We start from the raw sequence: 17,456 nt of genomic DNA, 5'->3' as shown, positions 1-17,456 counted from the left end.
ATATGAAAAATCTTTTTGTTTATGGTACGTTGCGACACGTGCCTTTGCTTGAGGCTGTGCTGGGGAAACCTTCTGACGCTTTGCAGATTGCGCCGGCAATCCTGCGGGACCACGCGGTCTATGCGGTGCAGGGGCAGGATTTTCCAATCATCAAATCAAAGGCAGGCAGTGCGGCGGAGGGGCTGTGGCTGGGTGGTTTGACAGAGGCGGATGTGGCGCGGCTTGAGTATTACGAAGGCGGCTTTGACTATGACCTTGCGCCTGTGCATGTCACCCTTGAGGGGGCGGCGGTGCTGAAGCCGGCTGAGGTGTTTAAGAGCGAAGACAGCGCATGGGCGCCAGATGGGCCGTGGTCGCTGGCAGATTGGCAGAACACCTATGGCGTTGCCGCGGTTTTTGGCGCGGTGGAGGAAATGAGCTATTTTGGCACGCGCGGCCGGGCCGAAGTGGACCGCATGTTGCCAATGATCCGCGCGCGGGCGATGGCGAAGGCGGCCGCACAGGCCCGCAATACGGCGCTGAGCCCGGGCGGCATGCACCGCACGGATGTGACCGATGTGTCCCTGCGGCGTCCTTATGCCAAGTATTTTGCGCTGGAAGAGGTGGACCTGCGCTTTCGGCGCTACGATGGCAGCTTTAGCGAACCGGTAGAACGTGCGGTTTTTGTGGCCACTGATGCGGTGATCCTGCTGCCCTATGATCCGGTGCGCGACCGGGTTTTGCTGATCGAGCAATTCCGCATGGGGCCGTTTTTGCGGGGGGATGCCTTGCCCTGGCAGCTTGAGCCGATTGCAGGGCGGATTGATGCGGCGGAAACCGCGGAGGATACGGCGCGGCGGGAGGCGGAGGAAGAAGCGGGGCTGACGATTGGTGAAATACATGAGGTTGCGCATGCCTACGCCTCGCCCGGGTGTACGACGGAGTTTTATGACATCTATGTCGGTATTGCAGATCTGCCTGATGACGTCACGGGTGTGTCAGGTCTGGCGCATGAGGCCGAGGACATCCGCTCGTTTCTCTTCAGCTATGAGGAACTGATGCAGATGGTCGACACCATGCAATTGGTGAACACGCCTTTGGTGCTGGCGGCGCTTTGGCTGGCACGGCATCGTGATCGCCTGCGCGGGACCGCTTGAGTTCCGGCGCGGCCTTGCCTACACAGGTTCTCAAACATCCATAAGAGGACCGCGCAACATGCATATTGCCCGTGATCTTGCCCAAGCAATCGGCAACACCCCTTTGATCCGTCTCAACAAGGTGAGCGAGGCGACCGGTTGTGAGATTTACGGCAAGGCGGAATTCATGAATCCTGGCCAGTCGGTGAAAGACCGCGCGGCGCTGTATATCATCAAAGATGCGCTGGCGCGCGGCGATCTGAAGCCGGGCGGCACCATTGTGGAAGGCACGGCGGGCAACACCGGCATCGGCCTTGCGCTTGTTGGTGCGTCAATGGGGTTCAAAACCGTAATCGTGATCCCAGAGACGCAATCTCAGGAAAAGAAAGACATGCTGCGCCTTGCAGGTGCGGAATTGGTGCAGGTGCCAGCCGCGCCCTATCGCAACCCCAACAACTATGTGCGGTATTCCGGGCGTCTGGCGGCGGAGCTGGCCAAGACGGAGCCAAATGGCGCGATCTGGGCGAACCAGTTTGACAATGTCGCCAACCGTCAGGCGCACGTCGAGACCACTGGGCCTGAGATCTGGACCCAGACCGAAGGCAAGGTGGATGGCTTTATCTGCGCAGTTGGGTCAGGCGGCACATTGGCCGGTGTGGCGGAAGCCATTCAGGGCAAAGGCGTGAAAATCGGTCTGGCAGATCCGATGGGTGCCGCGCTGCACAGCTTCTACACATCTGGTGAGCTGAAATCCGAAGGAGGATCTATCACCGAAGGCATCGGTCAGGGACGTATCACCGCGAACCTCGAAGGCTTCACGCCGGACATGAGCTATCAGATCTCTGATGAGGAAGCGCTGCCTTATGTGTTTGATCTGCTTCAGGAAGAAGGGCTGTGCCTTGGCGGTTCCTCTGGTGTGAACATCGCGGGCGCGGTGCGCATGGCCAAAGAGATGGGCCCGGGCCACACCATTGTGACGATCCTTTGTGACTATGGCACACGCTATCAGTCCAAGTTGTTCAACCCGGCGTTCCTGAAAGAAAAAGGTCTGCCAACACCGGAATGGCTGGGCAACACAGGCCCTTCCAGCATTCCGGGTGTATTTGAAGACGTTTAAGAGCGTAATAAGCACATGCGCGCACTGAGCCGATACTTTGCAATAGCGCTGACCTGTCTGTCGCTTTTTGTTTCAATGGCTTGGGCGCAGGGCGCGCAAGAGCCGGATTACGATGCGTGGCGCAAGGTCGTGGACCGCGCCACAGAGGCGATCGACAATGACCGCGCCTCTGAAGCGGCGATGGATACGCTGCGCGAACAATTGGTCGGGTGGCGCGATACCTTTAATTCGGAGAGTTCGCGGACCCGCATTTCCGTCTCCACGCTTGAAGCACAACTCAATCGACTTGGCCCGGTGCCTGAAGGCGGCGAAGCCGACGATATTGCAGATGAACGACGGCAATTGCAGCTGGATCTGTCATCGGCTCAAGCGCCTGTGCGACGGGCAGAGTTGGCCTCAAGCGAGGCGGAACAGCTGATCCGATCGATTGATGTGCTCCTTAGGGGGCGCCAGGCTGCGATGTTGCTGGAGCTTGGTCCAATTCCTTTGAATCCGCAATTGTGGTGGCCTGCCTTAGATCAGGTGCTGGACACATTCCGGGTTGTTGCACTGGAATTTCAGTCGGGCTGGCGACATGAGCGCCAAAGCCATGAGTTGAGACACTCATTGCCGACCATGCTGTTCTATCTGGCGATCAGTTTCGTGCTGTTGTCGCGTGGCACAAAATGGACCGATGCCGCCCTGAATTTGGTGATGCGCCAGCGCCCGGAGCTGTCGGCGATGCGCTGGGTTTTTGCGTTCCTGCTGTCTTATGGGCAGGTCGTTTTGCCGATGCTTGGCGTTTTTGCGTTTTCAAAAGCGGTTTATGCGACGGATTTGCCTGGGCTGAGAGGCGATGTGATTTTGGCGAACCTGCCGATCATGACCTTTGAGTTGCTGACAGCGCGGTGGTTGGGAGAGCGTGTTTTCTCCCGTGTTGAGCACCCGCTGCTCTCATTGAACCTGACCGCCGCGGACAAAGCGAAGGGGCGGCGTGCGAGTGTCGGCCTTGGGGCCATTCTGGCGTTGAGCACAATGCTGCAACAGCTGTCACGTTATGAGAACTGGACGGCTGGAACTGAGGCGGTTGTGTTCTGTCTGTTCACCATTGCCGCTGGTTTGTTTCTGTCTCGGTTGGCCATTCTGGTGTCGCGGCATGCCCGAACGATGCGCAAGGAAGAGGATGCACCGCTGTCCGCCGTTGGGCAGCTCATCTATATGCTGAGCCGTTACATGATCCTGGTCTCAATTGCCGGGACATTGCTGTCGCTTGGTGGTCTGACACGTGGGGCGAGCTACATTGTGTTTTCCAGTGTGCGCTCGGTATTTCTGGTGGCGTTTCTGTTGGTGGCACAACGCGTTATCCAGAAAATATTTGCCGCACTGAGTGGACGAGATTCCGATGACGAGGGCTCCCTTGGCTCGGTGCTGACGGGCGTAGCACTTTCGATTTTGTCGCTACCTGTGTTTGCCCTGTGTTGGGGTGCGCAAATCACGCATTTGCGGCAGGGCTGGGAGGCGCTGACCACAGGATTTGCCTTTGGCGACTTGGTGCTGGCCCCAAAAACCATTCTGTTGCTGATCATTGTCTATGCGATTGGTCATACGATCACGCGACTGATCCAGAGCTTTCTGCGCGACAATGTGCTGCCGAAGACGAGGCTTGATGTCGGCGGCCAGACCGCAGTTGTGTCTGGAGCGGGCTATGTCGGTATCTTCCTTGCGGCTTTGGTTGCTTTGAGCGTTGCTGGCATCAACCTGAGCAACATTGCGCTGTTTGCCGGGGCGCTGTCTGTCGGCATTGGTTTTGGGTTGCAGACCATTGTGTCCAACTTTGTCAGTGGCATCATTTTGTTGATTGAGCGCCCTGTGAGCGAAGGGGACTGGATCGAGGTCAACGGCCAGATGGGCTATGTGCGCGATATTTCGGTGCGGGCAACGCGCATTGAAACCTTTGATCGCACAGATGTTGTGGTGCCAAACTCCGACCTCGTGTCCAACACGGTCACCAATTACACACGCGGCAACACGGTTGGGCGTGTGATTGTGCCGGTTGGTGTGGCCTATGGCACGGATACGCGTTGGGTTGAGGGCATTTTGCGCGAGATTGCAGAAGCCCACCCAATGGTGCTGGCCAATCCCGGCCCTGCGGTGGTGTTTCAGGGTTTTGGTGCGGACTCGCTTGATTTTGAGATCCGTGCGATCCTGCGGGATGTAAACTGGGTGTTGACCGTCAAGAGCGATATGAATCATGAAATCGCGCGGCGGTTTGCCGAGGAAGGGATCGAAATTCCCTTTGCGCAGCGTGATGTTTGGTTGCGCAACCCTGAGGTTCTGCAGAGTGACGCACCCAAATCGCCCGAAACGGCGGCGGCTCTCCCCAAGGGACAGGACATTCCGTCACCGACACCACCTGATTTCGAAGATCTGGATGCGGATGGCGATGCAGATGGGGGAGATGCACGATGAGCGAGCTGCTGTTTTTGAAAGATGCCTATTTGAAAGAGGCATCTGCAGAGGTGGTGGGGCACACACCTGAGGGTGGGGTGTTGCTGGATGGCACGCTGTTTTACGCAACCAGCGGAGGCCAACCCGGTGACAGCGGCATGTTGCGCTGGGATGGCAAAAGCCTGAAGATTGCCACCGCAGTGAAAGTGCCGGAAGGCGGCATTGCACTAGTGCCTTCGGAGCCCTCTGAACTGCCGCCGGTTGGGGCGCAGGTGATGCAGGTGCTCGACTGGCCGCGCCGTCATCGTCACATGCGAGTCCATACGGCACTGCATCTGCTGTCCGTGGTGATCCCTTTGCCTGTCACGGGCGGTTCTATCGGCACGGAGAAAGGGCGGCTTGATTTTGACATGCCAGAGGCGCCTGAAGACAAAGAGGCGCTGACCGAGGCATTGAATGCGCTGATTGATCAGGATTTTGCGATTTCGGAAAGCTGGATCAGCGATGCGGAGCTTGAGGCCAATCCGGGGCTTGTGAAAACCATGTCTGTTGCCCCGCCCAAAGGTGCGGGTCGTGTGCGTCTGGTGCGGATTGGCTCAAACGATGAGCAGGTCGATCTGCAACCTTGTGGCGGCACCCATGTGGCAAGCACCGCCGAGATTGGGCGTGTGCGGATTGGGAAGATCGAGAAAAAAGGGCGGCAGAACCGGCGGGTGTATTTGCATCTGGAGGGCTAAGGCCCAACCGACACTCGACCTACATGAACCTGCGGTTTTCGCGGACGAATTTGGCAGTTTTCTTCTGGGTAAAACACGAAAAAAGGCGAGGTGCCATGACCAGTAGACCCCGCCTTTTCCGTAACCTCAGGAGCGCTCTCCTGCGGTTTGTTCTGATTTAGGTGTTGGAGACCACCAGCCGCAGATGGGCATGTTTGGTGGGTTCCAAAGTTGTTTTCGTTGGTGTTTCGTCTGCCTGCGCAAAATGCGTGGCTGGATCGAATTTCGGCATCGAGACTTTCTGTGGGCGCAAGATTGTTGCGATCGGATCCGATGCCTTTTCGCTGCCCATTTCGATGCGGCGCAAGAAGCTGCCTTCCATATCAAAGCGCTGTGGGCTGCGTGTCGGCTCACCATCAATCGTGATTGCGCCCAGAATGCGGTTCACTTCGCCAGAGTCGCTGCGCAGCGGCAGGAGCATCATTTCACCCTGAAGGCCCGAGCGGCCAAAGCTGCGGCGTGTTGTCAGCTCCACGCGTCCAACCGCAGGGGCGGAGAAGACGCGCTCCAGCACCTCGGCAAAGCTGTCTCTGGAGGCGCCATTGATCAGCGCAGACATCGGCATGCCGCGCATGTCTATGTCCATCACATCAGACAGGGTGTTGCAGGAGACACGCAGGCGTGCCATGCCCGGTGCGATGCGTTCCAGAATGAAAGCATGTTTCAAAAGCTTCTGAATGCGGCGTGGGTCCACATCGCTGCGGTAAGGAATTGGGTGGCCGTTGCGCAGGCTTTCCCAGTAGGTTTTCACCTCTTGCATGACCTCAATGCTGTGCACTTTGGCCGCGCCTGATTTCCCGTCTCCAAAAATTCTCACAACCTTCTCCCCGTAAACCTTCGTATTGGTCTGCACTCGTACGTAGAAGCTCTCGTTCGCTATATTTTATCTGACGATACAGAGAGTGTTTACAACTCGTAAATCACTTATGTCATATTTTATTTTGTTTGCGCTAAAAAATGCGAGAAATGGTTAACGCTTTAACGCGTTAACATTGCGCTTCGCAGTAGAATAGATTTAGCTGCGTCAACAGCTTAGCCGCAGGAGGGTGCAGATGCTGGAGTCGATGACTGGATACGCGTCACATAAGGGTGATGCACTGGGGCACAGCTGGACGTGGGATCTGCGCAGTGTGAATGCGAAGGGGCTGGATCTGCGCCTGCGTCTCCCTGACTGGATTGAGGGGCTTGAGCCTGCTTTGCGAGCGGCGCTGTCCAAAGCGCTGGCACGGGGCAGTGTGAACCTGTCATTGCGTATTCAGCGCAATGAGGAACAGAGCACTTTGTCGGTGAATGCTGGCCAACTGGCCGCGGTGCTGGGGGCGATCAAGGCGGCGGAAGCACAGGCGGCAGACGCAGGTGTCGCTTTGGCGCCCTCTAAAGCGAGCGATCTCTTGGGGTTGCGTGGCATGATGGAAACCACCTCTGAGGACACCGACACAAAGGCGCTTTTGACGGCTTTGATGGCAGAGGTGCCTGCGTTGCTTGAAAGTTTTACGGCCATGCGCCAGCAAGAAGGACAAGCGCTTCAAACGGTGCTGCTTGACCAGTTGGCGCAAATCGATGCGCTGACGTCGCAGGCCGCGACGGCGGCGGAAGCGCGGCGGGCAGAGAGTGCCGATGCGTTGCGCAGCAATTTGGCGCGGGTGCTGGAAAACACCGAAGGTGCGGATGAAACCCGGGTGGCGCAAGAGCTGGCCATATTGGCGGTGAAAGCGGATGTGATGGAAGAACTGGACCGGCTGCGCGCCCATGTTGAGGCCGCACGCGGATTGATTGCCCAAGGCAGCCCGGTTGGTCGCAAACTCGATTTCCTGATGCAGGAATTCAACCGGGAGGCCAATACGCTGTGTTCAAAGGCACAATCGGTGGATTTGACGCGGATTGGGCTGGACCTCAAAGCTGTGATAGATCAGATGCGGGAACAGGTTCAAAACGTGGAATGAGAGCATGACCAACAGACGCGGCCTTTTGATCATTTTGTCGAGCCCCTCCGGCGCAGGGAAATCAACGCTGGCGCGGCGGTTGATGGCCTGGGATCCGGGGCTGAAGTTTTCGGTCTCTGCCACCACACGTGCGCCACGCCCAGGTGAAGAGCATGGGCGCGAATATTTCTTCATGAAAGAAGAAGAGTTTAAAACGCAGGTTGCCGAAGGGCAGATGCTGGAGCACGCCCACGTTTTTGGCAATTTCTATGGTTCGCCAGCGGGACCGGTGCGGGACACCATAAACAATGGTCAGGACGTGCTGTTTGACGTGGACTGGCAAGGTGAAATTCAGATCCGCAATTCGGATTTGGGCAAACATGCGCTGTCGATCTTCATTCTGCCACCGTCGATTGTGGAGCTGCGCCGCCGTCTGGAAACCCGCGCGCAGGACAGCGAAGATGTGATCGCCAAGCGTATGCTCAAGAGCTGGGATGAGATCAGCCACTGGGGCTACTATGATTATGTGCTGGTCAATGACGATCTGGATGAGACCGAAGCCAAGCTGAAAACCATTGTGGAAGCGGAGCGGATGCGGCGTATTCAGCAGCCAGAGCTGCAGGATCATGTGCGCCAGTTGCAGATGCAGTTTGAGGAGATGTCCTGATGCCGATTTATGAACTGGACGGGGTGCGCCCTCAGCAGGATGAAGACAGCTGGTGTGCGCCGGATGCCAATCTGATTGGCAATGTGGTGCTTGAGGCTGGTGCTTCTGTCTGGTTTGGCAGCACGCTGCGTGGAGACAATGAGGAGATCCGGGTTGGCGCTGGCTCCAACGTGCAGGAAAACTGTGTGCTGCACACGGATATGGGTTTTCCGATGTCCATTGGCGCGGGCTGCACCATTGGCCATAAGGTGATGCTGCATGGCTGCACGATCGGCGAGAACAGCCTGATTGGCATGGGCGCGATCATCCTGAATGGGGCCAAGATCGGCAAAAACTGTCTGATCGGGGCAGGGGCGCTGATCCCGGAAGGCAAAGAGATCCCTGATGGCAGCCTTGTGATGGGCACGCCCGGAAAGGTGGTGCGCCAGCTGGATGAGGCGGCGATTGCAAAGCTGCGCTTGTCAGCGCTGCATTATCAGGAGAATTTTCTACGCTATAAGTCCGGGCTGCGCGCAATCTGACTCGCGCATCGCGATTTGTGACAGTTTCTCTTTAGATAGGGTGGCATGTCATATTCCTGTTACGTTGCTAAGATTTGAGCCTGCAAACGGTGCCTGGCCGTTTTGGCCGGGCCTTTTGAAGATATGAGGCAAACGTGCAGCGCGAATTTTACAGATCATACTTGGATGCGATTCCTCTTCCCGCTGTTCTGGTGGACAGCCGGGCAAGAATTGTGGGTGGCAATGCGGCGGCGGTGAAACTGAATCCTCATGCGGACGATGACCGGCCCTTGATTTTGGTGTTTCGTCAACCAAGCCTGAACGCGGCCGTTGAAGACTGTCTGCGGGATGGGGAGACGCATCGCGCGATTTATCTGCACAGCGAAGGGCCACAGGAACACCGCTATGATGTCAGCTGCGCGCCAGTGACATTGCCCCCTGAAGCAAGCGGCCCGCGCGGATTGAGTATGCCGCGCAGTGGGCAAAGCTTCAAAGGTGTGCTGATCTGTTTTCAGGATGTCACAGAGGTTCAGCAGCTTGATCAGATGCGTCGAGATTTTGTGGCCAATGTGAGCCACGAACTGCGTACGCCACTGACAGCGATCCTGGGATTTGTGGAAACCCTTCAGGGGCCAGCGCGGGCTGATCCTAAGGCACAGGATCGGTTTCTGGGCATTATGTCGGCGGAAGCGAGCCGGATGAATCGTCTGGTCGGTGATCTCTTGTCACTCAGCCGTGTGGAGGAAGTGTCGCGAATGCGCCCCACGGATCCGGTCGATCTGGATCAGGTGATCCGGTCTGTGTTGCAAAACCTTGGGCCTATGGCGGAAGAGGCTGGTTGCACCTTGGTGTATGACAAGGTGCGAGAAGAGGCAGTGGTGCCTGGGGATGCGGACCAGCTTTTGCAGGTGGTCACGAATCTCGTGGAAAATGCGCTGAAGTATGGCGGCCCGGGCACCACTGTCACGGTCACCCTAGCAGAAAAGCGCAGCGGGGTTGGCGTGATGGGGCCGGGATATGCGCTTTCGGTGCGTGATGATGGGCCGGGAATCGACTCGGTGCATATTGCCCGTCTGACGGAGCGTTTTTACCGCATAGATTCTCATAGATCGCGGGAGATGGGCGGCACGGGTCTTGGGCTCGCCATTGTAAAACATATTGTTAACCGTCACAGGGGCCGTATGCATATCAAAAGCGAGCTGGGTAAAGGTAGCGTTTTCAATGTGTTGCTTCCTTTGAAGTAACCTTTTGGCAATATTGTTTTTTGCGAAATGACATATTTTCTTGGCCGCTGTCATACAGCTGTTACATAGCCGTCACAAAAGCTTCGAACAGGCGCATTAGACCGCGCTGTGAGACTGAAACAGAACAGTCTAAACACATGGAGTTATACTAATGTCTGTCAAACTGACTGCCTCTGCTCTGGCCATCGCGGCCGTTGCCGCCACCTCTGCTGCGGCGCGTGACCAAGTTCAGGTCGCCGGTTCTTCCACCGTTCTGCCCTATGCTTCCATCGTTGCTGAAGCTTTTGGCGAAAACTTCGACTTCCCAACACCGGTTGTTGAATCCGGTGGCTCTTCTGCTGGTCTGAAGCGTTTCTGCCAAGGTGTTGGCACCGAGCACACCGATGTTGCGAATGCCTCCCGCAAGATCCGCGATAAAGAAATCAAAGCCTGCGCAGAAAACGGTGTGACTGACATCATCGAAGTGCGCATCGGCTATGACGGCATCGTGTTTGCCTCCCAGCTGGACGGCCCTGACTACTCCGCTTTCACCCAGTCTGACATCTTTAACGCGCTGGCGCCAAAAGTGATGGTGGACGGCAAGCTGGTGGATAACCCACACAAGAAATGGTCTGACTTCAACGCGGATCTGCCTGCGGAAGACATTCTGGCCTTCATCCCAGGCACTAAGCACGGCACCCGTGAAGTGTTTGAAGAGAAAGTGGTTGCAGCTGGCTGTGAAGCCACTGGCGCTTTTGAAGCGATGATGGCGGCTGGCATGTCTGAGGACGATGCAGAAGACGCATGTCTGGAAGTGATGTCTGATGGCCGCGCCGTGGACATCGACGGTGACTACACCGAGACCCTGGCGTCTATCGACGCCAACGCAAACGGCATCGGCGTGTTTGGTCTGGCGTTCTATGAGAACAACACCGACAAGCTGAAAGTGGCGACCATGGCAGGCGTTGAGCCTTCCACCGAAACCATCTCCACCGGTGAATACCCAGTGTCCCGCCCGCTGTTCTTCTACGTGAAGAAAGCGCACATCGGCGTGATCCCTGGCCTGAAAGAATACGCTGAGTTCTTCGTCGCTGACGAGATTGCAGGCCCAGACGGCCCTCTGGCTGAGTACGGCCTCGTATCCGACCCTGCGCTGGTTGAAACTCAGGACGCAGTCGCGGCTGAAAAAACCATGGGTGGCGATAGCTGATCCCGACTGTTAAGTCGATAAAACATCTGAGGCGGCGCCTGTCGCCGCCTCTTTCCAATCTGTCTTGAGAAAAAGACTTCTGGGGGACATATGCCTGTTATCTGGCTTTGCGTGATTGTGCTGGCGATTTCGATCGTCGGCTTTGTTTTTGGGAGACAGCGTGCCCTGAGCAGCGCTGGTGGTGACGCGCGCGCCTTGCATTCCCTGCCGAATTACTATGGCTGGAACGTGTTCATGAAAGTCACGGCGCCTGCATTTGGGCTGATCGTTGTCTGGTTGATCGCGCAACCGCTTGTGATTCAAAACAGCATTGCTGGTATGATCCCAGAAAGTGAGATCAAAGAAGGCTCAAGCATTGGTCTGGTGATGGCCGAAGTGCGCCGCACCGCCGAGGGGCTGAACAACGCTGTGGCTGCTGGCGTGATCTCTGAAGAGCTGTCTCTTGATGCAGGGGCCGATGTTGAAGCGCTGACTGCCAGCCTGAAAGAGGCCGGGCAGGTTGTGACCTCTGCGATCACCCAGCCGATACTGCATGCGGCGCAGGCCTATCGTACGATGACGAGCACTGGCAGCCTTATCCTTGCAGCGCTTACTTTGCTTCTCTCCCTTGGTGCCGCAGGTTTTGCCATTCGGCAGGCCGACAAAGACTACAAAGCGCGCAACACCGTGGAACAAGGCATTTTGGCGCTTTTGATCGCGGCAGCCTCTGTGGCGATCCTGACCACGATCGGCATTGTGCTGTCTCTGGTGTTCAACACTGCCGAATTCTTCCGCCTCTATCCTGCGGCGGACTTCTTCACGCTGTTGGAATGGGCGCCGAGCTTCTCTGGCCGGGGGGGCGCCTCCAAGCTGGGCATTCTGCCACTGCTATGGGGCACGCTCTATATCTCTTTCATTGCGTTGCTGGTGGCGGTGCCAATTGGGCTGTTTGCCGCGATCTACTTGTCGGAATACGCGACACCACGCGTGCGGGGCATTGCCAAGCCGCTGCTGGAGATCCTCGCCGGGATCCCGACCATTGTGTATGGTCTGTTTGCGCTGCTGACCATTGGGCCGCTTCTGGTGTCGGTCTTTGGCGATGATGGCGCAGGCTGGATGAGTGGTGGCCGCGCGGTGATGACCGCAGGCATCGCCATGGGCATCATGCTGATCCCCTTTGTCAGCTCACTGTCTGATGACATCATCAACGCGGTGCCACAGGCGATGCGCGATGGCTCTTACGGGCTGGGCGCGACGCAATCTGAAACCATCAAACAGGTGATCCTGCCGGCCGCTTTGCCGGGTATTGTGGGTGCGATCCTGCTGGCCGCAAGTCGCGCGATTGGCGAAACCATGATTGTGGTCATGGGGGCAGGGGCCGCAGCCCGGCTTTCGCTCAACCCGTTTGAAGCGATGACCACCGTGACCGCCAAGATTGTCTCTCAGCTGACAGGCGACTCTGACTTTGCATCGCCAGAAGCCCTGGTGGCCTTTGCCCTTGGGATCACCCTTTTTGTTCTGACCTTGGCGCTGAATGTTTTCGCGCTCTACATCGTCCGTAAGTACCGGGAGCAGTACGAATGACCGACGCAAGCCTTCCCACCGATGGCGCAAAGCCGCAGTCTGGCTCTCTGACCACGCTGGATGCGCGCACCAAAAAGCGCAATGCGGCAGAGAAACGGTTTCGCGCCTATGGCGTGGCCGCCATTGCCACCGGTATCACGTTCCTCTTTGTGCTGCTGTTTGCGATCCTGACCAGTGGTCTGGGCGCGTTTCAGCAGACCTTCCTGACCGTGCCGGTCTATCTGGATGAGGCCAAGCTCGATAAAAAGGGCAACCGCAACATTGATGACATTAAGAAAGTGTCAACTTTTGGCTATAACCCGCTGATTCAAAAAGCTGTTCTTGCCGAAGTGCAGAAGGCAGGTATCGAGACACCGCTGACCAAATCCAAAGAGATGAAGGCGCTGATTTCAGCGTCTGCTGCGGGCCAAGTGCGTGCGGCGGTGATCGAAAACCCGGCACTGATTGGTCAGACGGTGGAGTTCAAGTTCCTCGCGTCGAGCCGTGTGGATGGCTATCTGAAAGACCGTGTGAAACGTGAGCATCTGGCACGCGACAAGAACATCGACGCCGAGCACCTCGACATCGTGGATGGGCTGCTGGAAGCGGGCGTGGTTGCCAAAACCTTCAACCCGGCCTTCATCTTTGGTGCGGATGCATCCGAAAGCCGCGCGGAGCAAGCCGGGATCGGTGTGTCCATGCTGGGCTCTCTGTTCATGATGTTTGTGGTGCTGTTCCTTGCCTTGCCGTTGGGGGTGGCCGCATCGATTTATCTCGAAGAATTTGCGCCTAAGAACCGCCTGACAGATCTGATCGAAGTCAACATTTCCAACCTCGCGGCTGTGCCATCCATTGTGTTTGGTATCTTGGGTCTCGCGGTGTTCATCCAGTTCATGCATCTGCCGCAATCCGCGCCGCTGGTCGGTGGTTTGGTGCTGACGCTTATGACGCTGCCAACCATCATCATTTCGACCCGTGCCTCGCTGAAATCTGTGCCACCAAGCATCCGTGATGCGGCGCTGGGGGTAGGGGCCTCTAAAATGCAATCGGTGTTCCACCATGTGCTGCCGCTGGCTGCACCGGGTATTCTGACCGGCACCATCATTGGTCTTGCGCAGGCACTCGGTGAAACAGCACCTCTGCTGCTGATCGGGATGGTGGGCTATATCGCGTCCAACGCGCCGGACGGTATTGCCAGCGGCCTGCTGGATCCGAACTCTGCCATGCCGGCACAGATCTACGAATGGGCGAAGCGCGCTGACCCAGCTTACTATGAACGCGCCTGGGGCGGGATCATCATTTTGTTGATCTTCCTCATCTCAATGAACACTCTCGCAGTTATCCTGCGCCGCCGGTTTGAGCGCCGTTGGTAAGCAAAGGATTGAACAATATGTATGACCAAGCTGAACTGGGGGCCGCCGTGGACCAGAACGCAACCAAAATCTCCGCCCGCAACGTGCAGGTTTATTATGGTGACACCCATGCCATCAAAGACGTGAACGTCGAGATTGATGCGAAGGCCGTGACGGCTTTCATCGGCCCATCGGGTTGTGGTAAATCCACATTCTTGCGCTGTATCAACCGGATGAACGACACAATTGATGTATGCCGTGTGAAAGGTGACATCCTGATTGATGGCGAAGACATCTATGACAAACGCGTCGATCCGGTGCAGCTGCGCGCGAAAGTCGGCATGGTGTTTCAAAAGCCAAACCCGTTCCCCAAGTCGATTTACGACAACATCGCCTATGGCCCGCGTATTCACGGCTTGGCCAAGAACAAGGCGGATCTGGACGAGATCGTGGAGAAATCCCTGCGCCGTGGTGCAATCTGGGATGAGGTGAAAGACCGTCTGCATGCGCCGGGCACGGGGCTGTCCGGTGGTCAACAACAGCGTCTGTGCATTGCACGCGCTGTGGCGACTGAGCCTGAAGTGCTGCTGATGGATGAGCCGTGCTCTGCTTTGGACCCGATTGCCACCGCGCAGGTGGAAGAGCTGATTGATGAGCTGCGCCACCAGTATTCCGTGGTGATTGTGACGCACTCCATGCAGCAGGCCGCGCGTGTCAGCCAGAAAACCGCGTTTTTCCATTTGGGCAATCTGGTGGAGTTTGGCGACACCTCGCAGATCTTCACCAACCCAAAAGACGAGCGCACTGAAAGCTATATCACTGGCCGGATCGGCTAAGGAGACCGTATTATGAACGATCAACATATTGCTTCCGCCTTTGACCGCGACCTCGAAGGCATTCAGGCGCATGTGATGAAAATGGGCGGCCTGGTTGAGGCGGCGATTGGCGATGCGGCCAAATCCATGCAGAACCGTGACGAAGAGCTGGCTGCTGAAGTGCGGCAAGGTGACAAGGCCGTTGACGCGCTTGAAGACCTGATCAATGAGCTTTGCGCCAATCTGATTGCGCTGCGTGCGCCTGCGGCGGTCGATCTGCGCGTTGTGCTGTCTGTGATGAAAATCGCTGGCAACCTTGAGCGTATTGGCGACTACGCCAAGAACATGGCCAAACGCACAGCGGTGCTGGTGCATATGGAACAGATTGAGGGCGCGCATGGCTCTCTGCGGCGGATGGCGCAGGAAGTGCAGCTGATGCTGAAAGATGTGCTGGATGCCTTTATTCAGCGCGACGTGGCGCTGGCACAAGACGTGCTTGAGCGTGATCAGAGCATTGACCAGATGTACAATGCGCTGTTCCGTGAATTCCTGACGTTCATGATGGAAGATCCCCGCCACATCACTCCCTGTATGCACCTGCATTTCATGGCAAAAAACACCGAGCGCATGGGCGACCATGTGACCGCAATTGCCGAGCAGGTGATTTATCTGGTGACCGGTTCCATGCCTGAAGAGGCGCGCCCCAAAGCCACACGGCTTGAGGCCTAAAGAGAGATAGAGAGGCAAAGAAGATGGCCAAAGATCATCCCACCGTTCTCGTCGTAGAAGATGAACCGGCACAGCGTGAAGTTCTGAGTTACAACCTTCAGGCCGAAGGGTTTGACGTGGAGGCCGCCGCGGATGGCGACACAGCGCTGTTGATGGTGCAGGAGGTGCAGCCTGACATCATCGTGCTGGATTGGATGTTGCCGGGCACATCTGGCATCGAAATCTGTCGGCGTCTGAAAACACGCGCGGAGACCAAAGACATTCCGGTGATCATGTTGTCGGCGCGGTCTGAAGAGGTTGACCGTGTGCGTGGGCTTGAAACCGGCGCTGATGACTATGTTGTCAAACCGTATTCAGTGATGGAGCTGATGGCACGGGTGCGTAACCAGCTGCGCCGCGTGCGTCCGTCGTCGGTTGGCCAGACGCTCACATATGAAGACATCATTTTGGATGCCGAAACTCACCGGGTGACACGCTCTGATGAAGCGTTGCGGCTTGGGCCGACAGAGTTTCGTCTGCTGGCTACGTTTATGGAAAAGCCTGGTCGTGTCTGGAGCCGTGAACAGCTGTTGGATCGGGTTTGGGGACGCGACATCTATGTCGACAGCCGCACGGTAGATGTACATATCGGTCGTCTGCGCAAAGCGCTGTGTGTGCATGGGGGCAATGACCCGCTGCGCACGGTGCGCGGCGCCGGTTATGCGCTTGGATAGGCGCCACATTTGACGAGAGGTACGAGGCGCATTGGATGTGCCTCGCAACGCATTGAAAGTGAGCTCGTTTTTCGTTTAGCGAGGGTGGGAATTAGTATTTTAGTAGTCAATCCTTAAGTCTTATAATTGGTATTATGTCATTAAACCAAATGGTCAAAACAACTATCTTACCCCTCTGGACACTTAGGAAAGATTTACGATACCTTTAGGATTAGTTCGTGGGGATGAACGAACCTGACGACAGTTGTAAACTTGCCGACAAGCGCACCAGATTTCCTCTGTGCTGTACTTGATTGCGCCGTTGTATTGTGGATGCACTGATGGACGAAGCGTTGGACTACGTCGAAACTGTAATGAACCAGACCAGCCTTGAGGCGCTTTGGGAACTGCACTGCGCCAAGATGGCAACCTATGGTTTTGACAAAATCATCTATGGCTACACCAACTATCGCAGCGGCATGTCATTGGGTGATGTTGAAGACTTTTTCATTCTCTCCAATCATGAGCGTGCCTATCTGGATAAATACATCGGTGAAGGCCTGTACTTTGACGGCCCGATGATGAAGTGGTCACTTGATAACGCAGGCGCACAGAGTTGGAGTATCATCCAGAACGCCTTTGCAGCGGGCAATTTAACCGAAAAACAAATCCAAGTGTATCAGGTGAACCAACAGTTTGGGTTGCACGCTGGCTACACCGTGAGTTTCCCGACGGTTTCATCGCGCCACAAGGGCGCGATCTCACTTGGCGCGCGCTCTGACCTGGCGCAATACGAAGTTGACGAACTTTGGGAAACACATGGCCGCGAGATTTCATTGTTCAATAATGTGGCGCATCTGAAGATCCAGTCCCTGCCCTACAAAAATCCGGAACGGGAACTGACGAATCGTCAAAGAGAAGTGCTGGAATGGGTTGGCGATGGCAAAACCATTCAGGATATTGCACTGCTGATTGGCCGCACTCCCGCGACAGTTGAGAAGCATTTGCGGCTGGCCCGAGACGCCATGAATGTGGAGACCACAGCCCAGGCTTTGCTCAAGGCTTCGTTCATGCGACAAATTTACTTGCTTGAAGGCCAAAACTGACGCATTATAGCGTCATTAGTATGGTATCCCTGACTTGTTGGTTATTTGTCAGAATGGCAATATCGAATTGTTCCGTGAGTGGTGGCTTTGGCCTTGGAACATATCGGCGCTGATCTTCGTAATTTCGAGGCTCTCCGTGTCGACCGGTACACAACCCGGACGTTAGCTTAGGTTTATTTTGGCCATAAGCTAACAATTTCGGTGGCCTCCCCATCCCCATGTTTTGGAGGCCGTGGAAAGAGCGGCGTCACCGTTTGGTGGCG

16 protein-coding genes are annotated in these 17,456 nt (G+C 56.4%); 15 read left to right on the top strand and 1 reads right to left on the bottom strand.

Going from position 1 to position 17,456, the window contains the following annotated elements:
• Nucleotides 1-2: 2 nt before the first annotated feature.
• From J7413_RS01620 to J7413_RS01605, 4 genes are read left to right on the top strand one after another with little or no spacing between them, the layout of a single operon-like run.
• Complete coding sequence (locus tag J7413_RS01620) at nucleotides 3-1,136, top strand: NUDIX domain-containing protein (RefSeq protein ID WP_209095741.1); 1,134 nt, start codon at nucleotides 3-5, stop codon at nucleotides 1,134-1,136.
• Nucleotides 1,137-1,194: 58 nt separating this feature from the next.
• Nucleotides 1,195-2,232 carry a cysteine synthase A gene (locus J7413_RS01615; protein WP_209095739.1) on the top strand — a complete coding sequence of 346 codons (1,038 nt, stop codon included), beginning with the start codon at nucleotides 1,195-1,197 and terminating at the stop codon, nucleotides 2,230-2,232.
• 15 nt (nucleotides 2,233-2,247) lie between these two features.
• Nucleotides 2,248-4,680: a DUF3772 domain-containing protein gene (locus tag J7413_RS01610; RefSeq protein ID WP_209095737.1), complete on the top strand. Its 2,433-nt coding sequence runs from the start codon at nucleotides 2,248-2,250 to the stop codon at nucleotides 4,678-4,680.
• Entirely contained in the window at nucleotides 4,677-5,396 is a 720-nt protein-coding gene (locus J7413_RS01605; RefSeq protein WP_209095735.1) for an alanyl-tRNA editing protein, read from the top strand. The genes J7413_RS01610 and J7413_RS01605 overlap by 4 nt, the downstream gene beginning before the upstream one ends.
• 157 nt (nucleotides 5,397-5,553) lie before the next feature.
• Here J7413_RS01605 and J7413_RS01600 read toward each other — a convergent pair whose 3' ends face one another.
• Nucleotides 5,554-6,252 (bottom strand): PAS domain-containing protein, encoded by a 699-nt coding sequence (locus J7413_RS01600; RefSeq protein ID WP_209095733.1) that lies wholly within the window; start codon nucleotides 6,250-6,252, stop codon nucleotides 5,554-5,556.
• A gap of 235 nt (nucleotides 6,253-6,487) precedes the next feature.
• Here J7413_RS01600 and J7413_RS01595 point away from each other — a divergent pair, with 235 nt between their 5' ends.
• The 11 genes from J7413_RS01595 (at nucleotide 6,488) to J7413_RS01545 (ending at nucleotide 17,193) form a co-directional block, all read left to right on the top strand.
• Nucleotides 6,488-7,378 (top strand): YicC/YloC family endoribonuclease, encoded by an 891-nt coding sequence (locus tag J7413_RS01595; RefSeq protein WP_209095732.1) that lies wholly within the window; start codon nucleotides 6,488-6,490, stop codon nucleotides 7,376-7,378.
• A gap of 4 nt (nucleotides 7,379-7,382) precedes the next feature.
• Complete coding sequence (gmk, locus tag J7413_RS01590; RefSeq protein ID WP_209095731.1) at nucleotides 7,383-8,024, top strand: guanylate kinase; 642 nt, start codon at nucleotides 7,383-7,385, stop codon at nucleotides 8,022-8,024.
• On the top strand, nucleotides 8,024-8,545 hold the full coding sequence (locus J7413_RS01585) for a gamma carbonic anhydrase family protein (protein ID WP_209095730.1): 522 nt from the start codon (nucleotides 8,024-8,026) through the stop codon (nucleotides 8,543-8,545). The genes gmk and J7413_RS01585 overlap by 1 nt, the downstream gene beginning before the upstream one ends.
• Nucleotides 8,546-8,679: 134 nt before the next feature.
• On the top strand, nucleotides 8,680-9,768 hold the full coding sequence (locus J7413_RS01580; RefSeq protein ID WP_348538710.1) for an ATP-binding protein: 1,089 nt from the start codon (nucleotides 8,680-8,682) through the stop codon (nucleotides 9,766-9,768).
• A gap of 151 nt (nucleotides 9,769-9,919) precedes the next feature.
• On the top strand, nucleotides 9,920-10,957 hold the full coding sequence (locus J7413_RS01575) for a substrate-binding domain-containing protein (protein WP_209095729.1): 1,038 nt from the start codon (nucleotides 9,920-9,922) through the stop codon (nucleotides 10,955-10,957).
• A gap of 90 nt (nucleotides 10,958-11,047) precedes the next feature.
• Nucleotides 11,048-12,520 (top strand): phosphate ABC transporter permease subunit PstC, encoded by a 1,473-nt coding sequence (gene pstC, locus J7413_RS01570; protein WP_209095728.1) that lies wholly within the window; start codon nucleotides 11,048-11,050, stop codon nucleotides 12,518-12,520.
• Entirely contained in the window at nucleotides 12,517-13,872 is a 1,356-nt protein-coding gene (gene pstA / locus J7413_RS01565; protein ID WP_209095727.1) for a phosphate ABC transporter permease PstA, read from the top strand. Before pstC ends, pstA begins: the two co-directional genes overlap by 4 nt.
• Before the next feature lie 17 nt (nucleotides 13,873-13,889).
• Nucleotides 13,890-14,687, top strand: coding sequence for a phosphate ABC transporter ATP-binding protein PstB (gene pstB, locus J7413_RS01560; RefSeq protein ID WP_209095726.1), 798 nt, complete (start codon nucleotides 13,890-13,892; stop codon nucleotides 14,685-14,687).
• A gap of 12 nt (nucleotides 14,688-14,699) precedes the next feature.
• Nucleotides 14,700-15,395 (top strand): phosphate signaling complex protein PhoU, encoded by a 696-nt coding sequence (gene phoU / locus J7413_RS01555; protein ID WP_209095724.1) that lies wholly within the window; start codon nucleotides 14,700-14,702, stop codon nucleotides 15,393-15,395.
• Nucleotides 15,396-15,418: 23 nt separating this feature from the next.
• On the top strand, nucleotides 15,419-16,108 hold the full coding sequence (gene phoB, locus J7413_RS01550; RefSeq protein WP_209095723.1) for a phosphate regulon transcriptional regulator PhoB: 690 nt from the start codon (nucleotides 15,419-15,421) through the stop codon (nucleotides 16,106-16,108).
• Between the two features lie 320 nt (nucleotides 16,109-16,428).
• Nucleotides 16,429-17,193 carry a LuxR family transcriptional regulator gene (locus tag J7413_RS01545; RefSeq protein ID WP_209095722.1) on the top strand — a complete coding sequence of 255 codons (765 nt, stop codon included), beginning with the start codon at nucleotides 16,429-16,431 and terminating at the stop codon, nucleotides 17,191-17,193.
• Nucleotides 17,194-17,456 lie beyond the last annotated feature (263 nt).

It is taken from the genome of Shimia sp. R10_1 (genome assembly GCF_017744095.1).
GTDB lineage: Bacteria > Pseudomonadota > Alphaproteobacteria > Rhodobacterales > Rhodobacteraceae > Shimia.
The sequence above is the reverse complement of the archived record's forward strand: the minus strand, read 5'-3'. Positions and strand labels throughout refer to the sequence as shown.